Annotated in this window: 28 protein-coding genes and 1 pseudogene; 23 read left to right on the top strand and 6 right to left on the bottom strand. The window is 68.9% G+C overall.

Annotated elements, in window-relative coordinates; translation table 11 throughout:
- The first annotated feature begins 24 nt into the window (after window positions 1–24).
- Window positions 25–2,223, top strand: a complete 2,199-nt coding sequence (locus B0I32_RS57675; protein WP_181307448.1) for a phage tail protein — start codon at window positions 25–27, stop codon at window positions 2,221–2,223.
- Window positions 2,223–3,095, top strand: a complete 873-nt coding sequence (locus tag B0I32_RS16150) for a hypothetical protein (protein WP_106239659.1) — start codon at window positions 2,223–2,225, stop codon at window positions 3,093–3,095. Before B0I32_RS57675 ends, B0I32_RS16150 begins: the two co-directional genes overlap by 1 nt.
- 13 nt (window positions 3,096–3,108) lie before the next feature.
- On the opposite strand, the gene B0I32_RS57670 is transcribed toward B0I32_RS16150, so the two are convergent.
- Entirely contained in the window at window positions 3,109–3,978 is an 870-nt protein-coding gene (locus B0I32_RS57670; RefSeq protein ID WP_181307447.1) for an AbiTii domain-containing protein, read from the bottom strand.
- A gap of 50 nt (window positions 3,979–4,028) precedes the next feature.
- On the opposite strand from B0I32_RS57670, the gene B0I32_RS16145 reads away from it, so the two are divergent.
- The 9 genes and pseudogenes from B0I32_RS16145 to B0I32_RS16110 all read left to right on the top strand — a co-directional run bounded on the left by B0I32_RS16145 (window position 4,029) and on the right by B0I32_RS16110 (window position 13,563).
- A complete protein-coding gene (locus tag B0I32_RS16145; RefSeq protein WP_146178177.1) occupies window positions 4,029–6,785 on the top strand; it encodes a fibronectin type III domain-containing protein in 2,757 nt (918 codons plus the stop codon).
- Window positions 6,785–7,243 (top strand): hypothetical protein, encoded by a 459-nt coding sequence (locus B0I32_RS16140; protein ID WP_146178176.1) that lies wholly within the window; start codon window positions 6,785–6,787, stop codon window positions 7,241–7,243. The genes B0I32_RS16145 and B0I32_RS16140 overlap by 1 nt, the downstream gene beginning before the upstream one ends.
- A 128-nt stretch (window positions 7,244–7,371) precedes the next feature.
- Window positions 7,372–10,182, top strand: coding sequence for a fibronectin type III domain-containing protein (locus B0I32_RS16135; protein WP_106239652.1), 2,811 nt, complete (start codon window positions 7,372–7,374; stop codon window positions 10,180–10,182).
- The gene (locus B0I32_RS16130) at window positions 10,179–10,841 is read left to right on the top strand and encodes a hypothetical protein (RefSeq protein ID WP_146178175.1); all 663 of its coding nucleotides are present in this window, start codon (window positions 10,179–10,181) and stop codon (window positions 10,839–10,841) included. The genes B0I32_RS16135 and B0I32_RS16130 overlap by 4 nt, the downstream gene beginning before the upstream one ends.
- Window positions 10,838–11,182 carry a hypothetical protein gene (locus B0I32_RS57665; protein ID WP_181307446.1) on the top strand — a complete coding sequence of 115 codons (345 nt, stop codon included), beginning with the start codon at window positions 10,838–10,840 and terminating at the stop codon, window positions 11,180–11,182. The genes B0I32_RS16130 and B0I32_RS57665 overlap by 4 nt, the downstream gene beginning before the upstream one ends.
- Before the next feature lie 14 nt (window positions 11,183–11,196).
- Window positions 11,197–11,637, top strand: a pseudogene (locus B0I32_RS59850) (peptidoglycan recognition protein family protein); the annotation flags it as partial.
- 539 nt (window positions 11,638–12,176) lie between these two features.
- Complete coding sequence (locus B0I32_RS16120; protein WP_106239647.1) at window positions 12,177–12,989, top strand: N-acetylmuramoyl-L-alanine amidase; 813 nt, start codon at window positions 12,177–12,179, stop codon at window positions 12,987–12,989.
- Between the two features lie 40 nt (window positions 12,990–13,029).
- Complete coding sequence (locus B0I32_RS16115) at window positions 13,030–13,248, top strand: hypothetical protein (RefSeq protein WP_106239644.1); 219 nt, start codon at window positions 13,030–13,032, stop codon at window positions 13,246–13,248.
- A gap of 57 nt (window positions 13,249–13,305) precedes the next feature.
- Entirely contained in the window at window positions 13,306–13,563 is a 258-nt protein-coding gene (locus B0I32_RS16110; RefSeq protein WP_106239641.1) for a holin, read from the top strand.
- A 67-nt stretch (window positions 13,564–13,630) separates the two neighbouring features.
- On the opposite strand, the gene B0I32_RS16105 is transcribed toward B0I32_RS16110, so the two are convergent.
- From B0I32_RS16105 to B0I32_RS16090, 4 genes are all read right to left on the bottom strand, one after another.
- Window positions 13,631–13,831 carry a helix-turn-helix domain-containing protein gene (locus B0I32_RS16105; RefSeq protein ID WP_106239639.1) on the bottom strand — a complete coding sequence of 67 codons (201 nt, stop codon included), beginning with the start codon at window positions 13,829–13,831 and terminating at the stop codon, window positions 13,631–13,633.
- 98 nt (window positions 13,832–13,929) lie between these two features.
- On the bottom strand, window positions 13,930–14,328 hold the full coding sequence (locus B0I32_RS16100) for a hypothetical protein (RefSeq protein WP_146178174.1): 399 nt from the start codon (window positions 14,326–14,328) through the stop codon (window positions 13,930–13,932).
- Between the two features lie 55 nt (window positions 14,329–14,383).
- The gene (locus tag B0I32_RS16095) at window positions 14,384–14,929 is read right to left on the bottom strand and encodes a GNAT family N-acetyltransferase (protein WP_106239635.1); all 546 of its coding nucleotides are present in this window, start codon (window positions 14,927–14,929) and stop codon (window positions 14,384–14,386) included.
- A gap of 1 nt (window position 14,930) precedes the next feature.
- Window positions 14,931–16,211 carry a helix-turn-helix domain-containing protein gene (locus B0I32_RS16090; RefSeq protein WP_181307444.1) on the bottom strand — a complete coding sequence of 427 codons (1,281 nt, stop codon included), beginning with the start codon at window positions 16,209–16,211 and terminating at the stop codon, window positions 14,931–14,933.
- 162 nt (window positions 16,212–16,373) lie between these two features.
- Between B0I32_RS16090 and B0I32_RS16085 the strand changes: the two genes are divergently transcribed.
- The 5 genes from B0I32_RS16085 to B0I32_RS16065 all read left to right on the top strand — a co-directional run bounded on the left by B0I32_RS16085 (window position 16,374) and on the right by B0I32_RS16065 (window position 20,252).
- Window positions 16,374–16,754 carry a hypothetical protein gene (locus tag B0I32_RS16085; protein WP_146178172.1) on the top strand — a complete coding sequence of 127 codons (381 nt, stop codon included), beginning with the start codon at window positions 16,374–16,376 and terminating at the stop codon, window positions 16,752–16,754.
- 212 nt (window positions 16,755–16,966) lie between these two features.
- The gene (locus B0I32_RS16080; protein WP_106239627.1) at window positions 16,967–17,374 is read left to right on the top strand and encodes a hypothetical protein; all 408 of its coding nucleotides are present in this window, start codon (window positions 16,967–16,969) and stop codon (window positions 17,372–17,374) included.
- 385 nt (window positions 17,375–17,759) lie between these two features.
- On the top strand, window positions 17,760–18,101 hold the full coding sequence (locus B0I32_RS16075) for a hypothetical protein (RefSeq protein ID WP_146178171.1): 342 nt from the start codon (window positions 17,760–17,762) through the stop codon (window positions 18,099–18,101).
- Window positions 18,102–18,125: 24 nt separating this feature from the next.
- Window positions 18,126–19,232, top strand: coding sequence for a radical SAM protein (locus B0I32_RS16070; protein ID WP_106239622.1), 1,107 nt, complete (start codon window positions 18,126–18,128; stop codon window positions 19,230–19,232).
- A gap of 198 nt (window positions 19,233–19,430) precedes the next feature.
- The gene (locus tag B0I32_RS16065; protein WP_106239619.1) at window positions 19,431–20,252 is read left to right on the top strand and encodes an aminoglycoside phosphotransferase; all 822 of its coding nucleotides are present in this window, start codon (window positions 19,431–19,433) and stop codon (window positions 20,250–20,252) included.
- Between the two features lies 1 nt (window position 20,253).
- Here B0I32_RS16065 and B0I32_RS16060 read toward each other — a convergent pair whose 3' ends face one another.
- Complete coding sequence (locus B0I32_RS16060) at window positions 20,254–21,009, bottom strand: GntR family transcriptional regulator (protein ID WP_181307443.1); 756 nt, start codon at window positions 21,007–21,009, stop codon at window positions 20,254–20,256.
- Window positions 21,010–21,235: 226 nt separating this feature from the next.
- Here B0I32_RS16060 and B0I32_RS16055 point away from each other — a divergent pair, with 226 nt between their 5' ends.
- The 7 genes from B0I32_RS16055 to B0I32_RS16025 all read left to right on the top strand — a co-directional run bounded on the left by B0I32_RS16055 (window position 21,236) and on the right by B0I32_RS16025 (window position 25,921).
- The gene (locus tag B0I32_RS16055) at window positions 21,236–21,601 is read left to right on the top strand and encodes a hypothetical protein (protein WP_106239615.1); all 366 of its coding nucleotides are present in this window, start codon (window positions 21,236–21,238) and stop codon (window positions 21,599–21,601) included.
- On the top strand, window positions 21,598–23,088 hold the full coding sequence (locus tag B0I32_RS57660) for a hypothetical protein (RefSeq protein WP_181307441.1): 1,491 nt from the start codon (window positions 21,598–21,600) through the stop codon (window positions 23,086–23,088). The genes B0I32_RS16055 and B0I32_RS57660 overlap by 4 nt, the downstream gene beginning before the upstream one ends.
- Window positions 23,089–23,273: 185 nt before the next feature.
- A complete protein-coding gene (locus B0I32_RS16045) occupies window positions 23,274–23,711 on the top strand; it encodes an SsgA family sporulation/cell division regulator (protein WP_106239612.1) in 438 nt (145 codons plus the stop codon).
- A gap of 159 nt (window positions 23,712–23,870) precedes the next feature.
- Entirely contained in the window at window positions 23,871–24,134 is a 264-nt protein-coding gene (locus B0I32_RS16040) for a hypothetical protein (protein ID WP_106239610.1), read from the top strand.
- Complete coding sequence (locus B0I32_RS16035) at window positions 24,127–24,585, top strand: hypothetical protein (RefSeq protein WP_106239607.1); 459 nt, start codon at window positions 24,127–24,129, stop codon at window positions 24,583–24,585. The genes B0I32_RS16040 and B0I32_RS16035 overlap by 8 nt, the downstream gene beginning before the upstream one ends.
- An 11-nt stretch (window positions 24,586–24,596) precedes the next feature.
- Window positions 24,597–25,022, top strand: a complete 426-nt coding sequence (locus B0I32_RS16030) for a hypothetical protein (RefSeq protein WP_106239605.1) — start codon at window positions 24,597–24,599, stop codon at window positions 25,020–25,022.
- Window positions 25,019–25,921, top strand: a complete 903-nt coding sequence (locus B0I32_RS16025; protein WP_106239603.1) for a hypothetical protein — start codon at window positions 25,019–25,021, stop codon at window positions 25,919–25,921. Before B0I32_RS16030 ends, B0I32_RS16025 begins: the two co-directional genes overlap by 4 nt.
- The last annotated feature ends 10 nt before the right edge of the window (window positions 25,922–25,931 follow it).

The following is a 25,931-nucleotide window of genomic DNA, read 5'->3' as shown; positions in this document are numbered from 1 at the left end:
ACGTTCCTCGGGAGGTGAGGCATCGTGGCGCTCAACGTCGGCGACCTGTTCGCCACAATCAGCCTCCGGGACAACCTCACCCCCGGCGTGGGCCGGGCCGTCGTCGCGCTGCGCACCATGAGCGGTCAGTTCGACGACGCCTCGGCCAGGGTCGCGAAGACGGGCGCCGCGATCTCGCTGGCCACCACGGTGGCCGGTACGGCGATGGCCGGGCTCGGCGTGGCCGCGTCCGCCGTCGCCGTGGGCGCGGCCGGGGCCTTCGCCGGCCTGGTCGGCGGGATCGCCGCGATCGGCATCGCCGCCGCGGCGACAAGCGAGGACGTGCAGCTCGCGTTCTCTGCGATGGCGTCCACCGTGGGGATGCACCTGAAGGCCGCTGCGGCGACGTTCGAGCAGCCGCTGGTGCAGCTGGCCGGGAACCTGCAGACGATCTTCACCACGATGATCGCGCCGCAGCTCGCGGCCATGTTTCAGCAGCTCAGCCCGCTCATCGGGCAGTTCACCACGGCGCTGGTGCACGTGCTCGTGCCGATCCTCCCGGCCGTGCAGCAGATCATCGGGGCGATCGTCCCGATGCTGTCGCAGCTCGCCGGGGCGCTGGGTACCTTCGCCGCCCAGGTGGCGGCGTTCCTCGCCCCGATCACGTCGGCGTTCGCCGCGAACAGCGGCTTGCTCGCGCAGTTCGTGATCGGGGTCGGCGGCATCCTGCAGATCCTCGGGCCGTTCATCGGCGGGCTGGTGCAGGTCGGGGCGCAGCTCATGGGGCCCGTCCTGTCCGCGCTGCAGATGATCGTGCAGGCCCTCGCCGGGTCGCTGCTGTCCGCGATCGTCGCCGTCACCCCGGCGGCGTCCATGCTGCTGGGCAGCGTCGCCCAGCTCGCTGGCGCGGTGCTTCCGCTGCTGTCGCCGCTGCTGCAGCTGGCGGCCGTGCTCGCGACGACGTTGATGCCGGTGATCGTGCAGGTCGTGCAGATCCTGTCCGGGGTGCTGTCGTCGGCGCTGGTCCGGCTGCAGCCGGTCGTCGGGCAGGTCGCCGCCGCGTTCGGCGCGCTGCTGCTCGCCCTGGTGCCGTTGGTCGGCCCGCTGGTGGACCTGGTGGTGCAGATCGCGTCCGCGCTGGTTCCGGCGCTGGCTCCGCTGCTGCCGCTGGTCGGGCAGGTCGCGACGATCCTCGGCGGCGTCCTGGTGCAGGCCCTCGGCATCATGATCCGGGCGATCTCGCCGATCCTGCCTGTGCTGTCGCAGGTCGTGGTGTTGTTCGGCGCGCAGTTGATGAAGGCGCTGCTCGACCTGACGCCCACGCTGCTGCAGTTCGTCCAGACGTTCTCCTCGCTGCTGCCGACCGTGGCTCCGCTGTTGCCGATGCTGACCCAGTTCAGCGCGCAGATACTGCCGCAAGCTGTACAGCTCGCGGCAGTGCTCGCTCCGGTGCTGATGCAGCTCGCGGGCGCGTTCATCCAGATCTTCCAGGCGGTGATGCCGCTCCTGCCGCCGCTGCTGCAGCTGACCAGCGCGGTCCTGCCGCACGTCGTGTCGATGGTGGGTGTGCTGGCGCAGGCCCTGACGACCGTGCTCGGCCCGGCCGTGCAGGTGGTCACCACGATCGTGTCGGCGATGGTGGAGAGCGTCGCGAGGCTGTTCGGCTGGCTGTACGACGTGCTGATCGGCCACTCGATCATCCCGGACATGGTGACGGGGATCGGTAAGTGGATCGGCGGCACGCTGGTCGGCTTCTTCGCGGACCTGCCGGACGGGCTGGTGCGCGCGGTCGGCGACATCGGTTCCGTGATGTCCGGCATCGGGCAGGCCGCCATGACCGGCATCTGGTCCGGCGTCCAGTCCATGTACGACTGGCTGAAGAACGCGCTGTACGGCTTCTTCAGCTCGATCATGCCGGACTGGGTGCGGCAGGCCCTCGGCATCTCCAGTCCGAGCAGGGTGTTCGCGGAGATCGGCGGCTACACCATGCTCGGCATGGCGCAGGGCATGCAGAAGTCGGCCGGGCAGGTGATGCGCACAGCCCGCAGCATCGCGGGGCAGCTCACCACCGCGTTCAACCCGGACCTGTCTGGGTCGCTCAGGCCGGCGGCGGCCGCGGTGGGCAGGCAGGGCCACAGCGGGGGAGTGGTCATCAACCAGACGGTGATCAACCCGGTCGCTGAGCCGGGCTCGCAGACGATCAACCGCGGCCTGCAACTGGCCAGCGCAATGGGGGTGGTGTGATGGGCGCGACGTACATCCTCGACGGGGTCCCCCTGGACCACCCGGCGGGGTGCTGGCGCCTGAAGAAGGGCACGAAGCGGCGCCCCCTGCCGGGGCTGCGGTCGGTGAACCTGTCCGTGCCCGGCCGGGCGGGTGACCTGCCGGTGCTGGGCCTGGACCACGAGGCAACGACGCTGGCGCTGGCGCTCACCATCTACCCGTTCACGCCGTCCGGTGTGGACGGCGGGGCGCAGCAGATGGAGCACAACCTGGAGGCGCTCGGCGCGCTGCTCGGGACGAGGCACCGGCTCATGGCGCTGAAGTGGGTGACGGGGACGATCGTCCGCGTCGCCGACGTGATGGTGGAGGCGGTCAGCGAGCCGGAGTACTTCCCGGGCGCGGCCATAGCCAGGCTAACCGCCGTGGTGAAGGTGCCCGGGGTGTACTGGCGGGACGAGGCCGGCGCGACGTGGACCGGAGCCGTGCCGGGCGCGGGCCAGATCGTCACGCCGCTCGCGGGCAGCACCGGCCCCATCGTGGACGCGATGCTGCGGATCACTGGCCCCGCCGTCCAGCCGTCCGCGAGCGACGTGGCCACCGGCGGGACGGTGGCCTACACCGGCACGGTGCAGGTTGGGGAGCATCTGCTGATCGACTGCGGCCAGCTGACGGCGGCGATCGTCACGACGGACACGTGGGACCAGACCGGCGGGATGGACGTGACCGGCGACATCAACGCGACCGGCCCCGGCTCGGCGTTCCGATGGCTGCACCTGACGCCGGCCATGGCGGTTGGTGATCCGCACTCGCGGGCCGTCCTGGTCGACGCTACGGCATTGGGCACCTCGGTCGCTTCAGCTCTCGCGATCCGGGCGCGCCGCTCCTACTTGTGACCTTGATGCAGGTTCACCATGGTGCTGGCCAGTTCAACCATTGGCCGAGGCCGGCATAAGCGCCCACAATCGCGACCAGAATTCCGATCCCCCAACCTACTAGAGACCACACCTTTCGGTTGGTAGCTTCGCCTTCATTGTCCGGGGAGTCCTTGATCTTGGCTGTTATGTCACCTGAGTCACTCATCTGGACGGTTACCACGTTGTGGTCACCGTCGATCTTGATATCTCCGACCGCCTTCTTGAGCGCGTTATCTGTATCGGTCGGAGAGGGGACCTCTTGGCCTGTGGGAGTGGCCTCACGAAGTTCTGCCACGAGTACGACCAGAGCTGTTCGGATTCGATCGAGCACTCCAAGCAGCACAGGACGAGGGAGCTTCCAATAGATGGCTGCGACAACCTGATTCGACGCAATTGCGCCTTGCTGCTGCCAGAGGCGGGTAAGGAACTGTGCCACCATCTCGGAGTTGCCGAAGGTGAAGCGTAGATCGTCCTCGTGACCGTTGGCATGCCCTTCGAGAGTTCTAATCGGGTCGGGCAGGCGGACCTCCTCGTCGATCACCTCGCGCACACCTTCGGGAAGGTCCCGTCTGAGCATCTGTGGGCTAACTCGTTGAGGCATTCGGTTGAATCCCCCTAGGTTCGTGTGGTCCACATATAGCGACGCTGGCACGATTCGGTAATCTGGCAGGTCTTTCTTGCCCGTGTAACCGTTTAGCTCACGGCCTGCCCATTCGCGGAGGGCGGCGGATCCTGCGCGGCCGCCCAAGGCAATACATGCACGTAGGGCATCTGAGAGCGGGACGTTAGGGTTCAGCGCCGCATCTTCGATCCGGTCGAGTAGTGATGCCCCGTTCTCGGGGGCCGAGGGAGCACTAGACACCACCCCAGTGTCCCGCGCCTCCTGCTGTCTTTGCACCGGAAGAGGTCACCGTGTACGAACTTAGGTTGGTCGCCTTCGCTCCCAACGGGCCGCGTCTGGGCCTGTTACCGCACCCGCTGTCCTTCGAGGTCGGGCATCCGCTGAACGACGTGCCCGCGATGACGTTGCAGTACAGCCGCCACACCCTCGGCGCGCAGCTGCTCGCACAGCCCTGCGAGATTGCGTTGGAGTGGACGGACGACGGGCAGATGTGGACAGAGTCGCCGGACGCGCGGTTCCTACGGATCAAGCGCGGCACGGACGTCACCGACGAGGCCGGCGTCGAGACGTTCGAGCTGCCCGGCTATGGCTGGCAGCTCCGCAAGATCGTGCTGTTCCCCGGGCCCGCTCCGCTGGTCGACGGCAAGCGCGCGTTCACGTCGGCGACGCCTGGCACCATCCTGCAGACATTCCTTGCTGAGGCCCAGGCACGGGGGGCGCTGCCCGCGCTCGACTGGACGTTCACCACGACTCACGACAGCGCTGGCCAGCCGTGGGCGAAGATCCTGACCATCTACTACCAGCTGGGCCTGGACGCGCTCACGACGCTGATCAACCTCGCTGAGCAGTCCGTCATCGACTTCCGCATGGAGGGCCGGACGCTCCACGTCTACAACGCCGACAGCGCGCTGGCTCGCGACCGTACGGCCGCGCCGCGCGTGGACCTGCTGCTCGGCCGCGACGTGTTCGACGCCCCCGACACGGGCACCCTGGAGGACGCCGCGAACGCCGTGCTCATCGTCGGCGACGAAGGATTCCGCAAGTCGTACGGCTCCAGCGCGGTCCTGCCGTGGGGCCGATGGGAGAACTACATCGGGCAGGGCGGCGTGAGCGATGAGGGGACGGCGTTCTTGCTCGCGGAGGGGTCGCTGCTGCGCGCCGCCCAGGAGCGGGTGCAGCACACCCGCGAAATCACGCCGCATGGGGCGCGGTGGCTGCCGTGGCGGGACTACCAGCCCGGAGACAAGATCATCGCCCCAGCGAGCGGCGGCACGCTGGCGCCGCTGCGGGTCCGGCAGATCACCCTCACCAAGGACGACAAGGGCACGGTCGGCGGAAACGTCGTGCTCAATGACCGTTTCCTTGAGCAGTCGATCAGGCTCGCCCGCCGCACCGCGGGCATCGTCGGCGGCTCCACCGCCTCGGGAGGGTCCGGCGCGCAGCCCGCCCCGCCCACGCCGCGCGGCCGCACAGCGGCGGCCCCGGAGGGGCTGATCGTGGACCCGATCGCGTACGTGGACGCGACCGGGCACGCGCAGGGCCAGATCACCGCCACGTGGGGGCCGGTGCTCCTGGACGTGAACGGCGAGGCGGTCGACATCGACTCCTACGAGCTGTTCATGCGGGAGAACGTGGTCGGCGCGCCGTGGTTCCTGGTGGCCACCACCGAGCCGGACGACACCACGGCGACCTTCTCCCCGCTGCTCGTCGGCGAGGAGTACGCCTTCAAGGTGCGCGCCACCTCGCAAGGCGTCAGGGGCGACTTCTCCGACGAGTACGCGGTGCTCATCCCGGATGACGTCACCCCGCCGCCCGTGCCGTCCGCGCCGACGCTCACGACCCGGCTGGGCGTGATCCACGTCGAATGGGACGGCCTCGGCGACGGCGGAGAGCCGATGCCGGCCGACTTCCACCGGGCGCGGGTGTGGATGCAGGACCCGCTCAACCCCGGCGCGGCCGAAGTCGGGTATCTGCAGGCGGCCGGGTCGATCGTGGTCACCGGCCAGCCGTACGGCGCGCTGCGCGAGTTCTGGCTGACCGCCGTCGACCACGCCGGGAACGAGTCGGCCCCGTCCGCGAGCGTGGTCATCGCCGCGGTGCAACTCGTGCAGGGCGACGCCGCTGACGAGTCGATCACGACCGGCGCGATCGTGGCGAACGCGGTCACGGCCGACAAGATCGACGCGGGCGCGGTCGAGGCGGGCCACATCGCCGCCAACGCGGTCACGGCCGACAAGCTGGAGGCGGTGCTCACTCTGGCCACGCGGATCGTGGCCGGGGCTCCGGCCGGGGCGCGGGTGGAGCTCAACGAGGACGGGCTGGCGGCGTTCGATGCGTCGTCGCAGCAGACGGTGTCCATCTCGTCGGCGTCCGGCGCGGTGTCGATCATCGGGCAGCTCGCGACCGGCGTCCTCGGGCGGCGGATCGTCGTCAACCCCGCCGGGGCGAGCGACCCAGAGATCCGCTTCTACCCAGGCGCGGGCCTCAACTACGCCCGCATCTGGACCGACACCGAAGCCGCGATCCGCCTGTACTCAGGCACGAGCACGGACGGCACCCGCCGCAGCGAAGTGATCCAACAGGGCGACGAGTGGCGCATGCACATGGTGCAGTCCTCGGACGGCCTGGCCGGCGGCGGCTACATGTTCGCGCAGCCCGACCAGCTGGAGGTGGGCTTTAACGACATCGCGGGCCGCCTGAACAGGTGGCTGTTCACCAACGGCGGCGGCAGCTCGGCCAGCGGCTACACGACGTTCCGGGGCACCTTCACATACGAGGCGACCGGCGCCGGTCTGGTCATGTTCGGGCGGAGCCTGCCAGCGGCGGGCGGTGCCGCGTCGTCGTACTTCGTCGGGTTCTCGGTGACGCTGCAGTCCACGCCGAGGCTCAACATCACGGCCGACAGCCCGGTCCCGGCTCGGCTCGCGTTCCACATCGCGTCGCCGGGGCCGTCCGGGTTCACGCTGCGGTCGTCGGAGACCGCGTCAGGGACGACGTTCAACGTGCTGCTGCACGTGTGGGCGTGGAGACAGCACGGAGTGAGCTGATGGCAGTGGCGCAGTGGCGGATCACCAGCGTGACGGAGGAGCCGGAGACGTGGCTCATCCACTACGAGCCGGTCGGCGACGGGCAGCCGTTCGCGGCGTCCTGGCCGAAGGACGCTTTCGAGATCCGCATGGCCGAACACGGCCTCGACAGCCTCGACGAGGCGATCGAGGTCCTGCTGTATACGCCGCTGCTGCACCTGATGCGCGCGGACGGCCACGACGGTGTGTTGCCGGTGCTGGCGGACGACGTGGCCACCGCGCGGGCCCGGATCCGCGACCAGGTCGAGGGGTGCAAGAAGCGGTACGCCGAGGTGGTGGCCGCGCCCGCGAACGGGCTGGCGAGGGCCGCCGCGGATCCGCTGCAGGTGCTGCGCGAGCGGGTGCGGGTGGATCCGGTGCGGGTGGCCACGATCCGGCTGCAGAGAGACTCGCTGCTGGCGGGGGGCGCTGGTGGATGAGCTGCGAGTGGATCCCGTCGCCGTGGCGGAGGCGCTGAAGCGGCGCATCGCTGAGCTGATCTACGAGAACGCGGTCTTGGCGACCGCCGTTGACCAGCTCCAAGCAGAGCTGAAGAGGGGGGCAACGCATGCAGGTGATCGAGCCCAGTGAGGCGGCGTCGTACGGGGTGCGGCTGGTGGCGTACGAGCCGAACGGGCCGAGGCTGGGGCTGCTGCCGTTCCCGCTGGGTTTCGAGGCGGGCGCGCCGCTGAACGATGTGTCGTCGCTGCGGCTGGACTACACCTCGCACGCGCCCGGCATTGGCCTGCTCGCGCAGCCGTGCGAGGTTGCGCTGGAGTATTCGGCCGGCGGCGGCTGGGTGGAGCCGCCCAACGCGCGGTTCCTGCGGATCAAGCGGACGTCGGACGCCACCGACCAGGCGGGGAAGCGCGGCTACACCTGCCCCGGCTACGCCTGGCAGTTCAAGAAGGCGGTGCTCTACCCGAACGACCAGCTCGTGGACGGCAAGCGGCAGTTCAACGCCGTCCCGGCCGGGGCGGTGCTGCTGACCCTCATCGGGGAGGCGAAGGCGCGGGGCGCGCTGGCCGGGATGACGGCCGGGTTCACCGCCAGCACCGACAGCGCTGGCGAGCCGTGGGCGGCGACGCTGACGATCGCGCTGGAACCCGGCGTTGACCTGCTGACGCTGCTGCTCAACCTCTCCGATCAGGGTGTGATCGACTGGCGGATGAGCGGCCGCACGCTGGAGGTGTTCAACGAGGGCACCGTGATGGCGGCGGACCGGTCGGCCGGCCCTGGCCTGGTGGACCTGCGGCTCGGCCGCGACGTCGACCAGGCCCCAGATGACGCCACGCTGGAGGACGTCTCTACCGCCATCCTTATCGCTGGCGAGGGCGGGTTCACGCACGAGGTCACCAACACCTCCGCGAACGCCCCGTGGGGCCGCTGGGAGACCTATCAGCAGCAGGGCGGGGTGTCCGATGAGGGGACCGCTACCGCGCTCGCTCAGGCCGCTCTGGACCGCGCGTCGGGGGAGCGGGTGCAGATCACCCGCGCCGTGGTGTTCGCGGTGGCCAGGTGGCTGCCGTGGGCGGCCTACCAGCCGGGCGACACGGTGCTCGCGCCGGGCGACGGCGGCCACATGGAGCCGCTGCGGATCCGGCAGGTCACGCTGTCGCGGGCGGGCGACGGCAAGCTGTCCGGCAACCTCGTGCTCAACGACCGATTCTTGGAAGACGACATCAAGCTTGCCCGCAAGACGCAGGGCATCCTCGCGGGCGGCGTCTCCTCGGGCGGGTCGGGTGCGACGCCGGCACCGGACTCCAGCGGCCGGGTTCCGGCCGCGCCGCAGGGCCTGATCGTGGAGCCGGTCGCGTACCTGGACGCGGCCGGGTACGCGCAGGGCCTCGCCGTGGCGACGTGGGGGCCGGTCACGCAGGACGTCAACGGTGTGGCGCTCGACGTGGACGGCTACGAGGTGTACGCCCGGGTCAACGCCGAAGGCGAGCTGTGGTTCTTGGTGGCGCAGACCGCATCGGGCGACGTGTCGGCGTCGGTGTCGCCGCTGAACGTGAACAGCGAGTACGGCTTCAAGGTGCGCGCGGTCGGCAACGACGGCACGAAGGGCGAGTTCAGCGATCCGGTCGCCGTGCTCGTCCCGGACGACGCGACGCCTCCTCCGGTGCCGTCGCCGCCGACGCTGACCACGCGGCTCGGCGTGATCCATGTGGCGTGGGACGGGCTGGGCGACGGCGGCGTGCCGATGCCCCCGGACTTCGATCGGGTGCGGGTGTGGATGCGGGATCCGCTGGACCCGGACACGCCTGCCGCCGAGGTGGACCATCTGACGGCAGCCGGCGTCGTGGTGATCCCGGATCAGCCGTACAACGCACCTCGCGAGGTGTGGCTGACGGCGGTGGACCGGAGCGGGAACGAGTCGGCCGCCACGGCGGCCGGGGTGATCGCCACGGTGCCGCTGGTGGACGCCGACCTGATCGGGCAGGTGATCGACGGCGCGGAGCACATCATCGCCGGGTCGATCCCCGCCAACGCCAAGATCGTGGCGGGGTCGATCACGGGCGGCCTGATCCAGGCGCTGGCGATCGAGGCCGACAAGATCGCCGCGAACGCCATTACGGCGGACAAGATCAACGCGGGCGCGATCGAGGCGAGCCACATCAGCTCGAACGCCATCACCGCCGACAAGATCGCCGCCAACGCGATCACGGCCGCGAAGATCGCCGCTGACGCGATCTCCGGCAAGACCATCACGGGGTCGATCATCCGCACCGGCACGACCGGGCAGCGGATCGTCATCGACCCCACCACCTTGGACATCCGCTTTTACCCGCAAGGCACCACAAACTACTCCCGGCTTTACACCCGCGACGACGCGTTCCCCGGCGAGGCCACGTTCGAGATCACCTCGGGCACCAACCCGGGCAACACGGCGCGGACGTTCTTCACCCTCGCGGCCGGCTGGACCAAGCTGGATGTACTGCGGCCGTCCAACGGCAACCCCAACGGCGGGTTCTTGGAGAGCGCCGAGGACTACAGCCGGATCGGCTACGACGACGGCACCAGCGATAACCAGTACATGTGGTTCGACGCGAGCGGGATGACGACTCACTACGGCAAGTGGTGGGACAACACCTTCGCGACGAACACGTGGGGCGTCCACGCCGGGTCGCGGATCACCAGCTCAGGCTGGACCGGCGTCGAGATCGTCTACGGGCCCAGCATGCAGGGAAACATGGGGCCGGTCGCGGTGCTGCGCGACGGCGCGATAACCAGCAACCCCAGCCTGGACCCCAACTTCAACTGGTGCATCGAGTCCAGCACGCAGGTGGCCTTCATCATCAGCTGGGGTGAGGGCGGCGGCGTGCGCTCGGGCAAGGCCGTCTATTGGTGGGCCCATCGACACAACGGGAGCGCATGATGCCACTGACCTGGACCACGTGGGATGCCGAGCTGTCGTACGGCCCGATCTACCACGCCCAAGCCGACCCGGCCCGGGTCAACCCGATGGGCGCCGAGCCGCTGTGGGGCGTCGCGGTCGTCAAGGAGAACGGCAGCAGGTTTCTGAAGACGTTCCCCCACAGCACCCTGGAATGGCGCGCGGCCGAGTACGGGATCGACCCGGACGACAAGGACACCCTGCTCGACGTCATCCTGCACGAGTCCTACATCCCGCGTGAGGACGACCCGCTCGCGCTGATGGATCCGACGTCGGCGAGGGTCATCGCGGTGACGCAGGGCATGCCGACGTGCTGGACTCCGGGCGTTTCGGACGAGACCCGGCTGGAAGCCCATCTGACCCGGATCGCGGCGGTGAAGAAGTACCGCATCCGGATCGAGCCGGCGAGCGTGGACGACCGGCAGAGCGCTCTGGCGTTCATCGGGTCGCGGCGGGTGGCCCCGTCCGATCCTCTGGATCCGATCCGGGCGGCGCAACTCGACCCGATCCGGGTGGAGGCGCGCCGCCTGGCGGTGAGCTGGGCTCGGTCAACGGGCAGCGCGCGGGAGCCGAACTTCGACCTGAAGCCGCCGGACACCTTCATGGGGATGCCGACCGAGCCGGGTTCGGCGCCGGTATGAGCGAGGAGGAGACGCTACCGAATCTGGCGCTGGCGTTGGCGGAGCTGCGCAGCGCGGTCGAGCTTGGGTTCGAGCGGACGAACGGCAGCACGGCGTTGATCCTGCAGCGTCTGGAATGGGTGGACGACCGGCACGCCGAACTGGTCAAGCGCGTCGAGCAGGACCGCGCCGCAGCCGACGCCCGGTACGCGGCGATGGAAGGGCGCGTGGACGTGATGGAGCGGGAGGCGGTGACTCGCAGTCAGCTGACGGACCGGACGCGGCAGATCATCGCCGTCGTGACCGTCCTGATCGCTGCGGCGGGCACGGTGATCGCGCTGATCCAACTCACGAGCAGCTGAAGGAAGGAGGCACCATGCCGTGGCTGACGCAGCTCGCCTCGGTCGCCCGCAAGACGGGGTACCCGGTGACGGAGGTCGGCGGGTGGAAGACCAGGGGGCACGGGCCGCAGCAGGCCGTGCAGGGCGTGGTCTGCCACCACACCGCTGGCTGGAATGACCGGCACATCGTGGTGAACGGCAGGCCGGGACTGGACGGGCCGCTGTCGCACTTCTGGCTGCAGCACACCGGCCGGATCTGGGTCGTCGCCGCCGGGCGGTGCTGGCACAACGCGCCGTCCACCAGTTCGCAGCACATGAACAGCACGTCGATCGGCATCGAGGCCGAGAACGACGGCAAGACGGCGTGGCCGCAGGTGCAGCTCGACGCCTACGAAGCGCTGTGCGCGGAGCTGTGCCGAGAGTTCGGCCTGCCGGCCTCGCGGGTGAAGGCGCACCGGGAGGTCAACACCGGCAAGCCCGACCCGCACTCGATCAACATGACCACCTTCCGGGGGCACGTGGCCGCGCTGATCACGCACCCCGGAACCCCGACCAGGCAGGAGGAGGACGACGTGCCCGAAGTGATCTCCCTAGGAGCCGGTGAGGACCAGGACGTCCCGGCCAGCGGCGAGATGGCGGTGAGCTGGCACACCGAGTACGCCGACGACCCGCCCGGCCACAGCGCGGACGGAGTCGCCATCATGGCGGCGACCGCGCGCTGGTGCATCGTGGACGGCCTGGTCAAGGTGCGCGGCCTGAAGCCCGGCTCTGAGATCGACGTCGCCTGGTCGCGGTACGACCGCGACGGCAAGGAGTTCGACGACAACGCCTGGCGGCTGTCCTTCCGGGCCGACGTCAACGGCCGCGTCGAGACGAGCGTGGGCGGCCAGTTCGCGCTCAACTCCAAGAACCAGCTCCGGCTCAGGGTCATTAACCCCACCTCGAGCGACGCTGTCGTGGAGAAGGTCACGATGGCCAAGATCAGCATGTTCAAGCGCTAGAAGGGGCGGTGCCCGTGAGCATCAAGCTCGTCAGCCGCCGCACGTGGAGGGCAGAGACTCCCACGACGGCCTACACCCACGTCCCCGGAACCGAGGGCGTCAAGATCCACTACACCGGCGGCCACGTCGATCCGCGCATCGTGACTGATCACGAGGTGTGCGGCACGCTCGTCAAGGCGGTCCAGGCCGAGCACATGGCCGGTGCCCGCGCCGAACCGATGATCGACATCGGGCACAACCTCATCGCCTGCCCGCACCGGCGTGTGTTCGTCGGCCGTGGCCCGTACGCGATGCCGGAGGGCAACGGGCCCGGCCTGGACGGGGCGCATTACAGCGTGCTCGCCCTGGTCGGCAGCTCCGGCTACACCGAGCCGACCGAGTTGCTGCTGCACGCCGTCCGCGACGCCATCGAGTACCTGCGCGAGCACGGCAATGCCGGCACCGACATCAGGGGGCACCGCGACGGCCACGACACGAACTGCCCCGGCGGGCCGCTGACGGCCTGGGTGGCGGAGGGCGCCCTGCGGCCGCCGTCTCCGGTCGTGGCGCGGCCCGCGTTTGTCCAGCCCACCCCGAGAACTACGGAGGTCCTGGTGAAGAACCTGCCCGTCCTGAAGCCCGGCGACAGCCACCGGCACGTGAAGACGATGCGCGCCGTCCTGTTCGCGCGCGGGTTCGAGCCGACGAACCTGCACAACGCGACCTACGACCCGGCGGACACCGACCTGGTGCAGAAGGTCACGCAGTTCAAGTCCCAGCACAAGATCCCGGTCGGCGTGGATCCGCTGGTGTGGGACGCCGCCTGCTGGGAGGCGGCTCTCACCTGATGCCAGCACTACCGCTGGCCCGACCCTCGAAGGAGAGCAGTTGAACGTCATCGGACGCCATCCCGCCACGGTGGCCATCGCCAGGTTCTTCGAGTACGACCATCTGCCGCCGCATCTTCAGGCGGTGTCCAAGCCGTCTGCGGACCTGGCCCAGGCCATGATCGACGCGCTGCCGGACGGCACGGAGCTGACGGTGGGGCTGCGCAAGCTCTTGGAGGCGAAGGACTGTTTCGTCCGGGCCGCCCTGCCGCCCCGGTAACCACCTGACGCCAGCACTACAGCTGGCGCGACTCGATTCGTCCCCGAAGGAGAGACCATGCACGCTGACCCGGAGCCGACGTACACCCGCCCGGTCGAGACCAAGGTCAAGGCCATGACGCTGACCGCCTACCTGTCCGGCGTGGCCGGCATGGCGATCCTGCAGACCGTTGCCGACGCCCCGTCGCTGATCGCGTTCCTGCCGGACTGGGTGGAGGCCGTCATCCTGCCGCTCGTGCCGACCGCGCTCTCGGCCGTCGCCGGGTGGAAGGCCCGGCACACGCCGCGGCCAGACCTGCCGGACACGCAGCGGTAAACGCTTGAACGGGTACGCCCCGCTTCTCCCTGATGGGAGGAGCGGGGCGTTTTCCGCGTTTCCGCAGCTAGTTGCCAGCTTCGGTGGCGGGCTTCTTCCGGGCGCCGCCGCGCGACCTCATGGTGACGCCGGCGTCCTTGAGGATCCGGTGGACGAATCCGAAGCTTTTGCCGACGGCCTCGGCGGTGAGGCGGACGCTCAGGCCGTCGTCGACGTACTTGCGGACGATCTCGACCTTGAGATCGTCGTTTGCTGTGCTCTGTGTCATGGATGCTCCCAGATGAGGCGTGTGATCGTCTCATCATCTCGCAAGCTTTATTGCTTGCAACATGCTATCCGGGGTACCGGAGGAGAAGACTCCAGCGTTCAGTTCGACTCGGGGAACCGTTGGTTCAGCTGCGCGTGCGTCGCATCCTGCGCCTCGATCGCCTCCCGCAGGAGCAGGACGGACTCCATGAGCGCCATCTCGTCCACCCCGGCCCCGCTGGCGACGAGGGTGTTCTCATCGGAGGGAAAGGCGAACGCGGCCGCGTACCGGCAGGCCGCGTCGCGCACCTCGTGGACGTTGAGAGGCTGGGCGCTGAGCACGGCGTCCAGCGTGTTGAGCACGCCAATGTAGTCGTCGCTGACGGGCATCTTGGCAGGGTCGGCGTCAGCCGCCGCCCGGGCGCAGATAATCGCCCGGTCGACCAGCTCGTCGCCAGCGGCGGAAGTGCCGGTCTCCTTGCCGTACGGCCCGAACATTGCATGCTCAGCAGCGGTCATGCGGCGATTGTCGCACCGCCGTAGGGCCTTAGTGTGGGGATTCCCTTGGGAAAGTTCACTCGCCGACCGGGACGGCGAGACTGGTCACCATCGCATCGGCGACGACGGCGTCCGGCGCAGGCCGCACGGCGCCGACCAACCTCCACCCCCAACGCTGATACATGGCGTGAGCGGGCGTGTCCGGCCGTGACAGCAGAGTCGCTAACGGCTCCTCTCGATCGTCGAGCAGCTCGCTGAGCAGCCGCCGGCCGACGCCCTGGCCGCGATGCTCCGGCAGGAGATCCAGCTCAACTACAGCCAACTTCGGCGCGTCCACTACTTCTTGAGGTGGTGGCGTGGTTTCACCGCCCCACCACATTCCAGCCGCCATCGTGAACCCGAACGCGAATCCCGCCAGCACGCCGTCCCACTCGGCAGCCACCAGCTCGAAACCGGGCAGCTCTGTCTGCTTGCCGGTCCGCTCCAGGAACCGGTCCCGATCGTAGAGCGGCCCGCCGTTGTAGGGCGGCTCGGCCCGGATGGCGAGGTAGATGCTGACGTACGGCTCGTCCAGGACAGCCTTGGCCTTCTCCCCAGTCATGTGGCGGAACACGAACCCCACGTCACTCCCTCTCGCCAGGCGGTAGTTGCAGGTAGGCGCGATACTCCGCCGCGGGCGGCCTCGCGCGCTCCACGGCCGGCACCGATTCCAGAACGGTGCCAGCGAGGTGCCGCAGGTAGCTCGTGCGGCCGGGCGGCAGAGCGGTGAGCGCACTGCGCGCGTGCTCGATGCCGTCAGTGATTGCTCCCCGCTGGATCACTGTTATGGCCTGGTGGAGACGTACTTGAGCTGTCTGCCGGGCCTGGGCGGCAGGCGCAGGGCCGACAGGATATGCAGCGAGCGCTTCCTCCTGCGCCGCTGCGGCACCGGCGTGTCCTGCCAGCGTGTAGATCAGTGATCGTGTGTGGAGCAGCCGCTCCACCGGCCAGCCGTACAACGACGCGCGGTCCTGCACGACGTCGGCGGGCAACTGCTCGAAGACGCGTGCCTGCTCCTCCATGGCCGCCAGCGCGCCGACCTGGTCGCCGAGCAGCACGAGCGCGTGCGCCTTGGCCCCATACGCGCCGGCCAGGGCGCGGCATGGGCGGCCCTGCACCGCAGCTATAGCGGCGTCGACCCGGGCCATCACGACTGGAATGGGGCGCTTCTCGTACAGCGCCTGCACCGCCTCGATCGCGTTGATGGTGCCGAGGAATTCAGGGTCGTCGGCGCGGGCTGCGGATCGGCGGGCCGAGGCCCACCAGCGGCGCGACTCGCGTTCGTTGCCAGCTTGGCCGAGGGAGAAGGCGAGCAGGAAGGTCATGCGGGCGTTGACGCGCTCCCAGTCGCGGGCCTCGCCGGGGGGTGCCGCCATCGTTAGTCGCTGCAGGGCGAGTAGGTCTTGGGATAGATCGGTGATGACATCGACGCGGTCGCGCACGATCAGGGCGTACTCCCAGGCGAGCTCTTGCCATTCGCTGAGTTGGGAGCTGCCAACGCGGTCGTCGACGAGGTTCCGAAGGTTGTCGAGGGCACCGAAGATGTGGGCGGCTGGTCCTGCTGCGCCGAGCGTTACGAGCCCGCTAAGGAGCTGTCTGCGTATCTCGTCCATTTCCCCGCTACTGGCTGAGACGGTGGCCGGTTTGGTGTTGTATGCCCGCAATTCGACCAGTTCTGTCATTGCGGCATGCAGATTCGCCAATCGGCCGTTGGTGTTCAGTATGGTGTCGATCTTCTTGATGGCGTCAGCGGGCGGGCGGTGGACACCTCGTTCCCACTTGCCCACCTGGGAGTAATCCACGGGGATGGCCGCCGCTACAGCGCGCAGGCCCATTCCGGTTCGTTCGCGTTCCAGCCGCAGCATGGCTCCGAAAAGGGTCCATGTAGATGCTTCTTGCGACGATGGTACGCCCATGGTGACCTCGGATTCCGTGGCGTGCGTGGCGCGTTGGCCTGCGCCACGCCGCCACTCTGGCGACGCCCCGATCCTGCTCCCCACTATGACATCACCGAGTATTTACGCTCCGTGAATCTGGGATTCGGGATGACGATGAAAGAAGAACGCTGCGAGTGTCGGCCGGTGGCCATTGGCCAGGCCATGGCGGCAGCTGCCGATATAGAAGGGGCCGTCGCACGGGCCAAGGTTGCGGCACGAGCCAGCGTGGCCCGCGATCAGCGCGCGCGGCGTGACCTTGACGTGCTTCGCACGAACTACCCCGGATGGAACATCTACCGGCGCCGAGACCAGAACGGCCGGGAACGGTGGGTCGCCGAACTGATCAGCGTCATCACGCCGGAGATGAAAGAAGCCGGTGCCGTGGCAACGATCGATCTGTCAGACGCCGTGGCACTCGCTGCGGCGCTGTCGTGGCAGACGGATGTTCTTCACCAGTTCCGCGCGCCATGAACGACGCCCCGGCCCCGCCGGTTGCCGGTGCTGCAGCGCTGGAGCCTTGCCAGCCTCGTGGCGGACCCGGTCGATCAGATGGAGATCTTGGCCAGGCGCCGCACCTGAAGCCCCCTCAGCCCGTCGCTGCATATGGCTTCGGCGGGTTGAGGGACCCAAGACGCCGGCCCCGCCCGGCGCCACCGAAGAAACCGACCCCGAGGAGAACACCAATGATGACAGCCCGCAGCATCGAGGCGGACCTGCACAGTGTCAAAGTGGACCCGGACAAGTGGGCGCTGATCAAGGGTACGGGCCTGGAGTACGCCCCCATCGGCGACGCCGACGACTACGCGATCCGCGACAAGGACAGGCCGGAGGAGGAAATCCGCCGGCCCGGTGACGACTTCCGCATGCTGGGCGCGATTCTCGGCAGAGGTGCCGGGGTCGTATGGGCCGACGACGACGCGGACCTTTACGCGTTCGACGTGCTGGAGGACCAGTACGAGACGGCCGACGGATTGGGGCTGGAGTACGCCAAGATCAACGACCACGACGCCTACTCCGTCCGAGACCAGGAGCACCCGGGCGACATCCGCAGGCCCGGCGACGACTGGCGCAAGCTCGGCACGATCATCTAGTAACCGACCGTAAGACACCCCGGGTGGGGACCTCTCCCGCCCGGGGGCTTTCCCGAAGCAGGCGCGGCGGCTCGTCCCCTTCCCCACCCACAGGTTGGCCGCCGCGTCTCCGGAAGTGACTGATTCGCATGCGATACGTGTGGAGACCGTACGTCCCACGAAGAGACATCGTCTACGCGGTACTGGAATCCTCGTGGTGCAGCACGAGATCGTGCGCCGCTGAGTTCTCGCTCATCTGCGAGGGCAGTCAGTACGCCGTCACGATGTGGAGCCGATCGGGCCGCCTGCTGGAGACTGCGCGAGGCCCGTACCGGCAGGCGATGGCAGCGTGGGAGCACCTCTCCAATCTTCATCGGTCCAGATGCCTCAGGCGGAGGGCGATGTCATGAACGCATTGCTGACCGTCCTGCTTTCGGCGTTAATCGTTCACGCGCTGGGGTTCATCGCGGCTCTGGAGTCTCTCGAACGAGTTACTCAGCGCAATCCCGAGCAGATGTGCCAGGCGTGCCGTGCCCGGCTCGTTCTCCATCGGGAGCGTGAGGAGGCGTGGCGCGACGAGTGCGGACCCGCCGGGCCGGCCCTGATGCTCCAGCACGACGCTTCGCTCTGGTGCGTCACGCCCTTGATCGCCGTGCTGCGGCGGGCCCGGCAGATACCGAACCCTCCTCGGTGCGCTGGCCCGACCTGCGCCGCCAACAGGCGGCACACATCCACCACCGTTCTTTGACCCACCCACGATCGGAGCGTGCCCATGCACAACATCATCGTGAGTCCCTACCTCGAAGGCCAGCACCTGGTGCTCTGCCCCGGCCGGGAGGGTGGGCTGCGGATCTCGCGCGGCAAGTACGCCGAGCTGTGCCAGGTCGCCGCCGCGCCGGCGTGGTTCGTTGACGCCGTCACCCAGCTGTGGGGGGCGGTCGACCTGGATCCGTTCACCGAGGCTGTGCTGGTCCGGCCGGTCACCGGTTACGAGTACGTGCGCGCCACGTACGAGCTCAACCTGGGCTGCAACTACGACTGCGAGCACTGCTACCTCGGGATCAAGGAATTCAAGGGCATGGCGTGGCCCGAGCGGGAGCGGATGTTGTGCATCCTGCGGGACGTCGGCGTGCTGTGGCTGCAGCTCACTGGCGGCGAGCCAACGATCGACAAGCTGTTCGGCGAGACGTACAGCCTGGCCTACGACCTCGGCATGATGATCAGCATCCTGTCCAACGGGTCGAAGTTGCACGAGCCGAAGGTGTTGGACCTGCTCACCGCGTACCGGCCGCACGACATCACGATCAGCGTGTACGGCGCGACAGAAGCCAGCTACGACGGTCTGACGCGCCGGCCCGGCAGCTTCCGGAAGTTCCACAAGGGCGTCACCGCTGCCGTCGAAGCCGGCCTGCCGCTCAAGTTCTCCCTGATCGTCACCAACCACAACGCTGCCGAAGTGGCGCAAATGGAGGCCCTGGCAGACGGGTGGGGCATCCCGTACGTCACGTTCGTCAACATGTCCCCGACGATCTACGGTGGCGCGGAGACGCTGCCGTCGCAGTCGGTGGAGCACCTCCGAAAGCGCAAGCCGTTCACCGGCTGCAACGCCGGGCACACGTTCTTCCACGTCGACCCGCACGGCAAGGCGTCCATCTGCAAGATCGGGCGCGAGCCGAACGTGGACCTGGTCGCGGAGGGCGCCGAAGGGCTCGCCCGGCTCGGGCAGATCGCGGACTCCCTGCTCTTGCGGCAGGGCGGCTGCACGGGATGCACGCTGCAGGGCACGTGCGGCACCTGCATGCCGCTCGTGCAGCTCTACCGCAAGGCCCGGTCGCCGCTGGCGAACTACTGCCAGCACACCGAGAACGAAGGGAGGTGAACACCCCATGACCGTGCTCGTTGAGATCATTGCGAAGCCTGCGGATGTCGAGATCATCGAGGACATGGAGCAGCTTCTGGCTCCGCAGAAGTGCTCGTGCTCGGCGTCGGACGACCAGCCGTACTAGGAGAGATACGCAGGTAGGGGCTGCCCCAGGCGTTATCGTGGGGCAGCCCCGGCGTGTGAGGAGAAGCATCTATGGCGTTGACGCGAGTCAACTGGGAGGACCTGCCGGCTGGTACCCGGCAGGCGGTGGAGAAGCACACGGGCCGGGTGAGGTCGGCGCGGACGGTGTCGGAGGGGTGGAACTCCGCGGTTGCGATGCTGGTGACCTCGTACTCGGGGACCGTGTTCGTTAAGGGCCTGCGGCAGACGTACGCGCGGCGGTGGACGCAGGATGCGGAATGGATGATCAGTCCGTATGTGGCTGGGGTTGGTGGCCGGGTTGCACCGCGTGCTCTGTGGCGCGTCGAAGAGGACGGCTGGGACCTGCTCGGGTTCGAGGCCGTCGAAGGCCGTCATGCGGTGTATGAGCCTGGCTCGGCGGATCTGCCTCGGCTTATGCACACGATGACGAGGCTCGGGAAGATTCGCTGCCCGGACTTGCCGTTGAAGTCCGCAGAGGATCGCTGGCGGCCGTATGTGACCGAGCCTGAGCATGCGGCTTGGTTCGCTGGGCCGGCTCTCCTGCACACCGACTACAACCCGCTGAACGTCCTCATCAGCGGAAGCCGGGCGCTGCTGATCGACTGGGCGTGGGCGACGCAGGGCGCGGGGTGGATCGACCCGGCGTGTCTCGTTATTCGGCTCATCGCTGGCGGGCACTCCGCCACGCAGGCGGAGAGTGCCGTGTCAGGTCTGCCCGCCTGGCAGCAGGCGCCGGCTGAAGGGCTGGCCCTGTTCGCTGCGGCGAGCGTGCGCGTGTGGGGGGAGGTGGCGGAGGCGTCGTCGGCGTCCTGGACTGCTCGAATGGCGGACGCCGCGTGCGCGTGGCAGGCCCATCGCGCACTGGCCGTGTAGGTCAGACGCTCCGCAGCGGTTGGTCGTCGCTCTGGAACCGGATCCGCCGCGCGTTGGCCACCCGATGCAGCAGCTCCACCGGCTGAGCTTCGTCGTCTCGGGTGACTCGCTCGGCGGTCAGGACGGACACGCCGGGCCGTAGCCGGAGGGCCTCGGCTTCGTCCTTGCTTGCGGCGCGGGCGCCTACGAGTTCTTGCACCCGGGCGGCGGCAGGGTCGAGCACGCCGGCGGCGATGAGCACGGCCAGGATGCCGCCGTCGACCTTGCCGCTGCCGGCCACGAGGGTGCCGTCGACGAGGGCGAGCGGGTAGTACGCGGCGTCGAGCATGACCACGTGGCCGTCGAGGAGGGCGTGCCGGACGCGCCGGACGACCGTCGTGCCGTTGCTGAGCTGCAGGGCTTGGGCGACGTCGGGTTCGGCCGGGATGCGTTCGACGGAGATGAGCTGCATGGTGCCGTCGCGGCCGGCTTGATGGCAGGCGGTTTCCCAGGGGCCGCGCCCGTTGCCGGGTGGGGCGGCTGCGCTGAGGGTGATGTAGAGCGGTCGGGTGTCCTGGACGATAAGGCCTCGGTTGGCGACGCGCCATACGAGCCCTTCGTCGCGGAGGGTCTTGGTGGCGGCGCTGATGGTGACGGTTGAGGCGTCGTAGGTGGCCATCAGCGCCGCTCGGCTGGGCAGCACGTCTCCGGGCGCGTAGGTGCCGTTGATGATGAGTTCGCGGAGGTGGTCCGCGATCTCGTCGCGCCTACTGGCCAAGGTGCGCCCTCCTGCGTGCTGGCTGAGCGTTTGACAAACGATCGAGTCGTAGTTAATCATGCTCGAAGCACGTCATGTTGTTTAAACAACAGAGCGTAACGGAAGCGTAGAAAAAGCGGCCCCCGGAAAGCCGCGGGTACCCATCCCGCACCGGAGGCCGCCCACTCCCTACCAACCCAAAACTGGCTAGGAGAACACGACCCGAAAGGTCTGTGGTGAGAAAAGTATGACACGGCTCAGCTCTCAGGCGTTCGGACTTCCCCGACTCCGCTCGTTCCACAACTGGATCATGGAAGCGGGGCTATGCACCCGCCCCGGCGCGGACCCAGCCCAGTGGTCCCCTGAAAAGGAACCGGGCCGCAACGCCGAACGGCAGCGCCAGAGGTACGAGCGGGCCGCAGCCGACCTCTGCGGCGGCTGCAGGGCCATCAGCTCGTGCCGCTTGCTGGCCGAGGCCGAGGAGGGGCAGCTGCTCCTGGAGCACGGCTACCCACCGCACGGCATTCGCGGCGGCGAAGCTCCCTGGGCTCGTCTTGAACGCCTTAACGCAAGCATTACTGCTGGCGACATGGAAGAGGAGGAGGCAGCGTGATCTCCACGCCGCTCGACGTCGCCGCCGGCCTGGTCGACTACGTCATCGACAACCCTGGCAGCTCGGCCGTTCTCGCCGTTCTGGGGCTGGTCGGGCTGGCGCTGGCGTTCCTGCTGCTGCGCCTACTGTGGCGGGTGGTCTCTTGGCTGTGGACCCGGTACGTCGCGACGCGCCCCGTCGAGGACATCTTGACCATCGTGGCCGCGTCCATCGCGACCGGCGTGTCCGCGCAGGGCATGTGGCGCTTCTCCGGCGACGTACTCGGCTTTGACGGCCCGCTGCAGCTGCTGCTGTTCGCGTTCATCGAGGTCGCCATGGTGACCAGCGCGGTTCGGGCCCGCCGCAGCATGCGGGAGAACGGCCGCGCGGGCGTCGACGGCCTGGCCGTGTGGGCGATGACCGGCCTGTCGGCGGTGCTGTCCAGCATGGACGCGCGCAGCCTGCCCGAGGCGGTGTTCCGGCTGGCCGCGCCGATCGTTGCCGCGTGGCTGTGGGAGCGCAGCATGGCGATCGAGCGGCAGCGGCTCACCGGCCGGACCCGGATCAACTGGCGGCTGACCCCTGAGCGGCTGTTCGTCGCGCTCAGCCTGGCCGAGACCAATGATCGGACCGCCACGGAGGTGGACACGCACCGCCGCCTGACCCGTGTCGCGCTGGCCGCGAAGAAGGCGCGGGCGCTGCGCGAGGCCGGCGCCTCCCCGCGCAAGCAGCGGAACGCGCTGGCCCGGCTGGACAGGGCGATGGACCGCGCGGTCGAACACACCGGCCTGGTGCAGGACCCGGCGCGGCAGGAGCAGATGCTGGCGCAGATCGCGGCGCTCTACAACACGGCGAAGCTGACCGAGATTCAGCCTGTCCCGTTCTGGCACCACCTCGCCGAGGAGAGGGCGGAGCGGGAGGAGCGGGAACGTAAGGGGGCGGAGGCGATGGCAGTGCTGCGCGACTTCAGCGGACGCCGGGTCCTGCTGCCTGCTCACGCAAGCGCTTCTGCTGGCGTGAATGGCGTAGGCGGTGACACACCTCGTGACACGGTGAACGGCACGCCTCGTGGCACAGGCGGTGGCACGCCGAACGGCGCGGCCGGCACGCCTCGTGACACGGCCGGTGGCACGCCGAACGGCGCGTCCGGTGGCACGGTTCCGACTCCCGCCCCGCGTCCCCGGCAGCCCGTGACACGACCTCCGAGGAACGTGTCACGCAAGCCGAACGGCTCGCGTCATGGCACGGCGGCGCAGCCCAGCAAAGAGGAGCTCACGCGCCGGATCGCGTGGCTGCACGACCTCGTTAAGACGCAGCCGGACCTGAGCGTCACGGACCTCCGCGACAAGGCGGTCAAGGAGTACAGCGTCAGCCCGCGCACCGCCTACCGGTACATCGAGCAGGCCGGCCTCGCGCCGCGTGACACGACCGGCGGTGACACGGCCGGTGACACACCTCGTGACACGGACCGTGACACGACCGGTGACACGCCGCCCGACACGGCGTGACACGACACCACCAACCCCAAGGAGACCGTCATGCGAGGCCCGTCACGGCGCCCCACCGCCTTCAACATCGTCATGTTCATCGTGCTCTACCTGCTGGTGCAGGCGGCGGCCATCGCCGCCGTCGCGGCACTCGTGAAGTAGCCCCATCCCCCGCCAACCCGACACTCAAGGAAACGCGACGCGATATGGAACCCGACCCGACCCCCGTCAAGCTCTCCACCGTCCTGCCGCTGTGGCAGGCCGACGACAACTCCAAGTACCTCAGCGCGTGGCTCCACTACTGCCCGGACGACCCGTGGTTCGTGCGGGTGCACGTCGGCGGCGTCGTCGTCAGCTTCGAGGTGCCGCGCGACGTCCTCGCCAAGGGCCTCGACGAGCCCGCCACTTGCGACGACCTGCAGATACGCCCGTCCGGGGAGCCGATGTGGACGCTGTGGACGCTGCGCTGGAACCCGGACGAGCCGCTGATGTTCCGACTCCCGGCCGCGAACCTGCGCGGCTTCCTGGCCGAGACCTACAAGCTCGTGCCGCCCGGCACCGAGGAGTCCCGCATCGACTGGGACGCCGAGATCGAGTTGCTGTTCGAGGAGGCCGCGAACCCCTCGGAAGGTGACGGTCCGTGACCGCGCCTTCGGGGCGGTCAGACACCCGCGCGGCCCTGACCGGCGGCGTCGCAGACCACCCAACGCGCACCCGCGCTGCGCAGCGCGCACGCCCGCGCGTGCACGCGCACGAGGCGCAGCCTACCAAAGATCACCGTCTGTAAGCAGGGGAGTAGCACGTTGGCCAGGAATCGCACCGGCCCGGAGGAGCGGAAGGCGTTCCACAGCGGCCGGATCGACGGCGAGCGGAACGGCGCCCGCCGGTTCTGGCTGGCCGCATGCTGGGTGGCCGCCGAGCTGGCCCAGCTCGTCAAGCGCGACCAGGCCAAGGCCCACGCGATCGGGCTGGACCTGGCCAAGCAGATGCGCGGCATCGCCGCCGACCTGAACGACAAGCACCAGAAGTACCTCGAAGCCCAGAAGGGAGGGGCCAGCCGTGTATGAGCTGCGTCTGCCCGACGACGGCGACGAGGAGCAGACGGACAACGTCGTGGTCGGGCCGTTCCCGGCGCCGGCCGACGCCGACGAAGGCGACGCCGCCGTCCCGGCCGAGCAGGACGAGCCCGACGACGCGGTGGCGCTGTTGGAGGTGGCCAAGGCCGAGCTGCTGCTCCACGTCGAGGAGCTGCTCGACCGCCTGGTGGTGGGCGATGGCCTGTTCGGTCTTCGGCCCGCCAGCATCGCGACGCTGGCCCGGCAGTACTGGATCGACCCGCCACCGTTCGTGCGCGACGCGCTCGCGCTGCGGATCGCGTACGGCCTGTACGGGGTGCCGGTGATCACGGCGAACCTCGTCCTGCAGCCGCTGTTCCTGATCATCCGCTACCCGTCGCTGCTGGCCGCCGTGCTGGTCGTCGGCGCGGTGGTCTACCTCTTCACAGTCGTTCTCGCCTGAAAGGCACCGTCATGGAAATCTCGTTCGGCCTGATCATCGGCGGCGTGGTGGTCGCTGCGGTGGCCCTCACCCCCGCGATCATGATCATGAACTCGAAGCTGTTCAAGAAGGTCCACATGGTCCTCCCCATCGCCATGGTCGGCGGCGGGATCGGCCTGGTCACCCTCGTCGCGTGGCTGGTCAACATCGGCAAGGAATGGGGGCTGACCGTCTGGATCGGCGTCCCCGGCTTCATCGCCCTCGTGGTCGTCGGCATCATGATCCTGATCGGCATCTCCGACTTGGACATCGGTAGGCCGTCGCAGTGGGGCTTCTTCGCCCTCCCGGCGCTGATCACGATCGTCGTCATGACCTCGGGCCCGACGTGGGACTACATCTCCACGCAGTTCAACTCGAACGCGAACACGCTCAAAGCGCAGGTGGAGGAGTCGAAATGACCATGCTGTTCCTGGCGCTCGTGGTTGCCGCGCTCGTCACCGGCGTCATCCTGCACCAGCGGCCCGACGCCCGCGCCGTCGCCGCCGGAGCGTGGAAGGCGGGCAGAACGCAAGCCGTCGCCGAGTACCGGAAGGGCTACAAGGCGGCCCACGACGCCTACGACCGGGCGCAGAAGACGCTGCGCGGCCGCGGCACCAAGCGGGCCCGCTTCCTGGCCGGGGTGCTGGAGCTGCTGGGCGTCACCGTGGTGGCGGCCGGCGGCGCGGTGTACGGCACGGCCAAGACGCTCGGCGCGACCCGCCGCGTCCTGGTCGAGGCCGCGCGGGGCGCGCGCGCGGCGTACGCGACGTGGGAGGTGGAGTCGATCGAGATCGAAAAGGTCCCCGACGCCGACGCCTCTCCGGACGCCGACGTGGTGCACGACGACCCCACGTACGTGGTGCCGTCTGCTGGCACCGGCCCGACCAAGCTGATCACCGACACGATCGTCATCGCGAACACCACGTGCGAGAAGTGCGGGGCCTCCCACGCGGTGATGCTCAAGCCCGGCCAGGACAAGGCTGTCCGCCCCTGCCAGTGCGGCCAGGAGATCCGCATCGCCCGCACGCCGTCCAACCCGCAAGCAGAACAGCTTGCAGAACCCTCGGAAGGAACGAACATGTCCGTCGCTCAGGAAGCCACCGGCCTCACCACGTACGCCCAGGCGCACCAGCAGATCGCTTCGGAGCTGAACAGCCTCAGCGCCGCGAGCAACAACCTGGTCGCGAGCATGGGTGACCTGCTCGCCCAGCACTCCCACCTGGTCGGCAACGCCGCCGTGCTGCAGGACCTCATCAACCAGGCCGCGGCTGTCGCAGCCCAGATCGCGTCGGACGCCGCGGCCGCCGCCACCTCCTGACCGCTGAGGT

This window comes from Nonomuraea fuscirosea (assembly GCF_003001935.1).
Lineage (GTDB): Bacteria > Actinomycetota > Actinomycetes > Streptosporangiales > Streptosporangiaceae > Nonomuraea > Nonomuraea fuscirosea.
The sequence above is the reverse complement of the archived record's forward strand: the minus strand, read 5'-3'. Positions and strand labels throughout refer to the sequence as shown.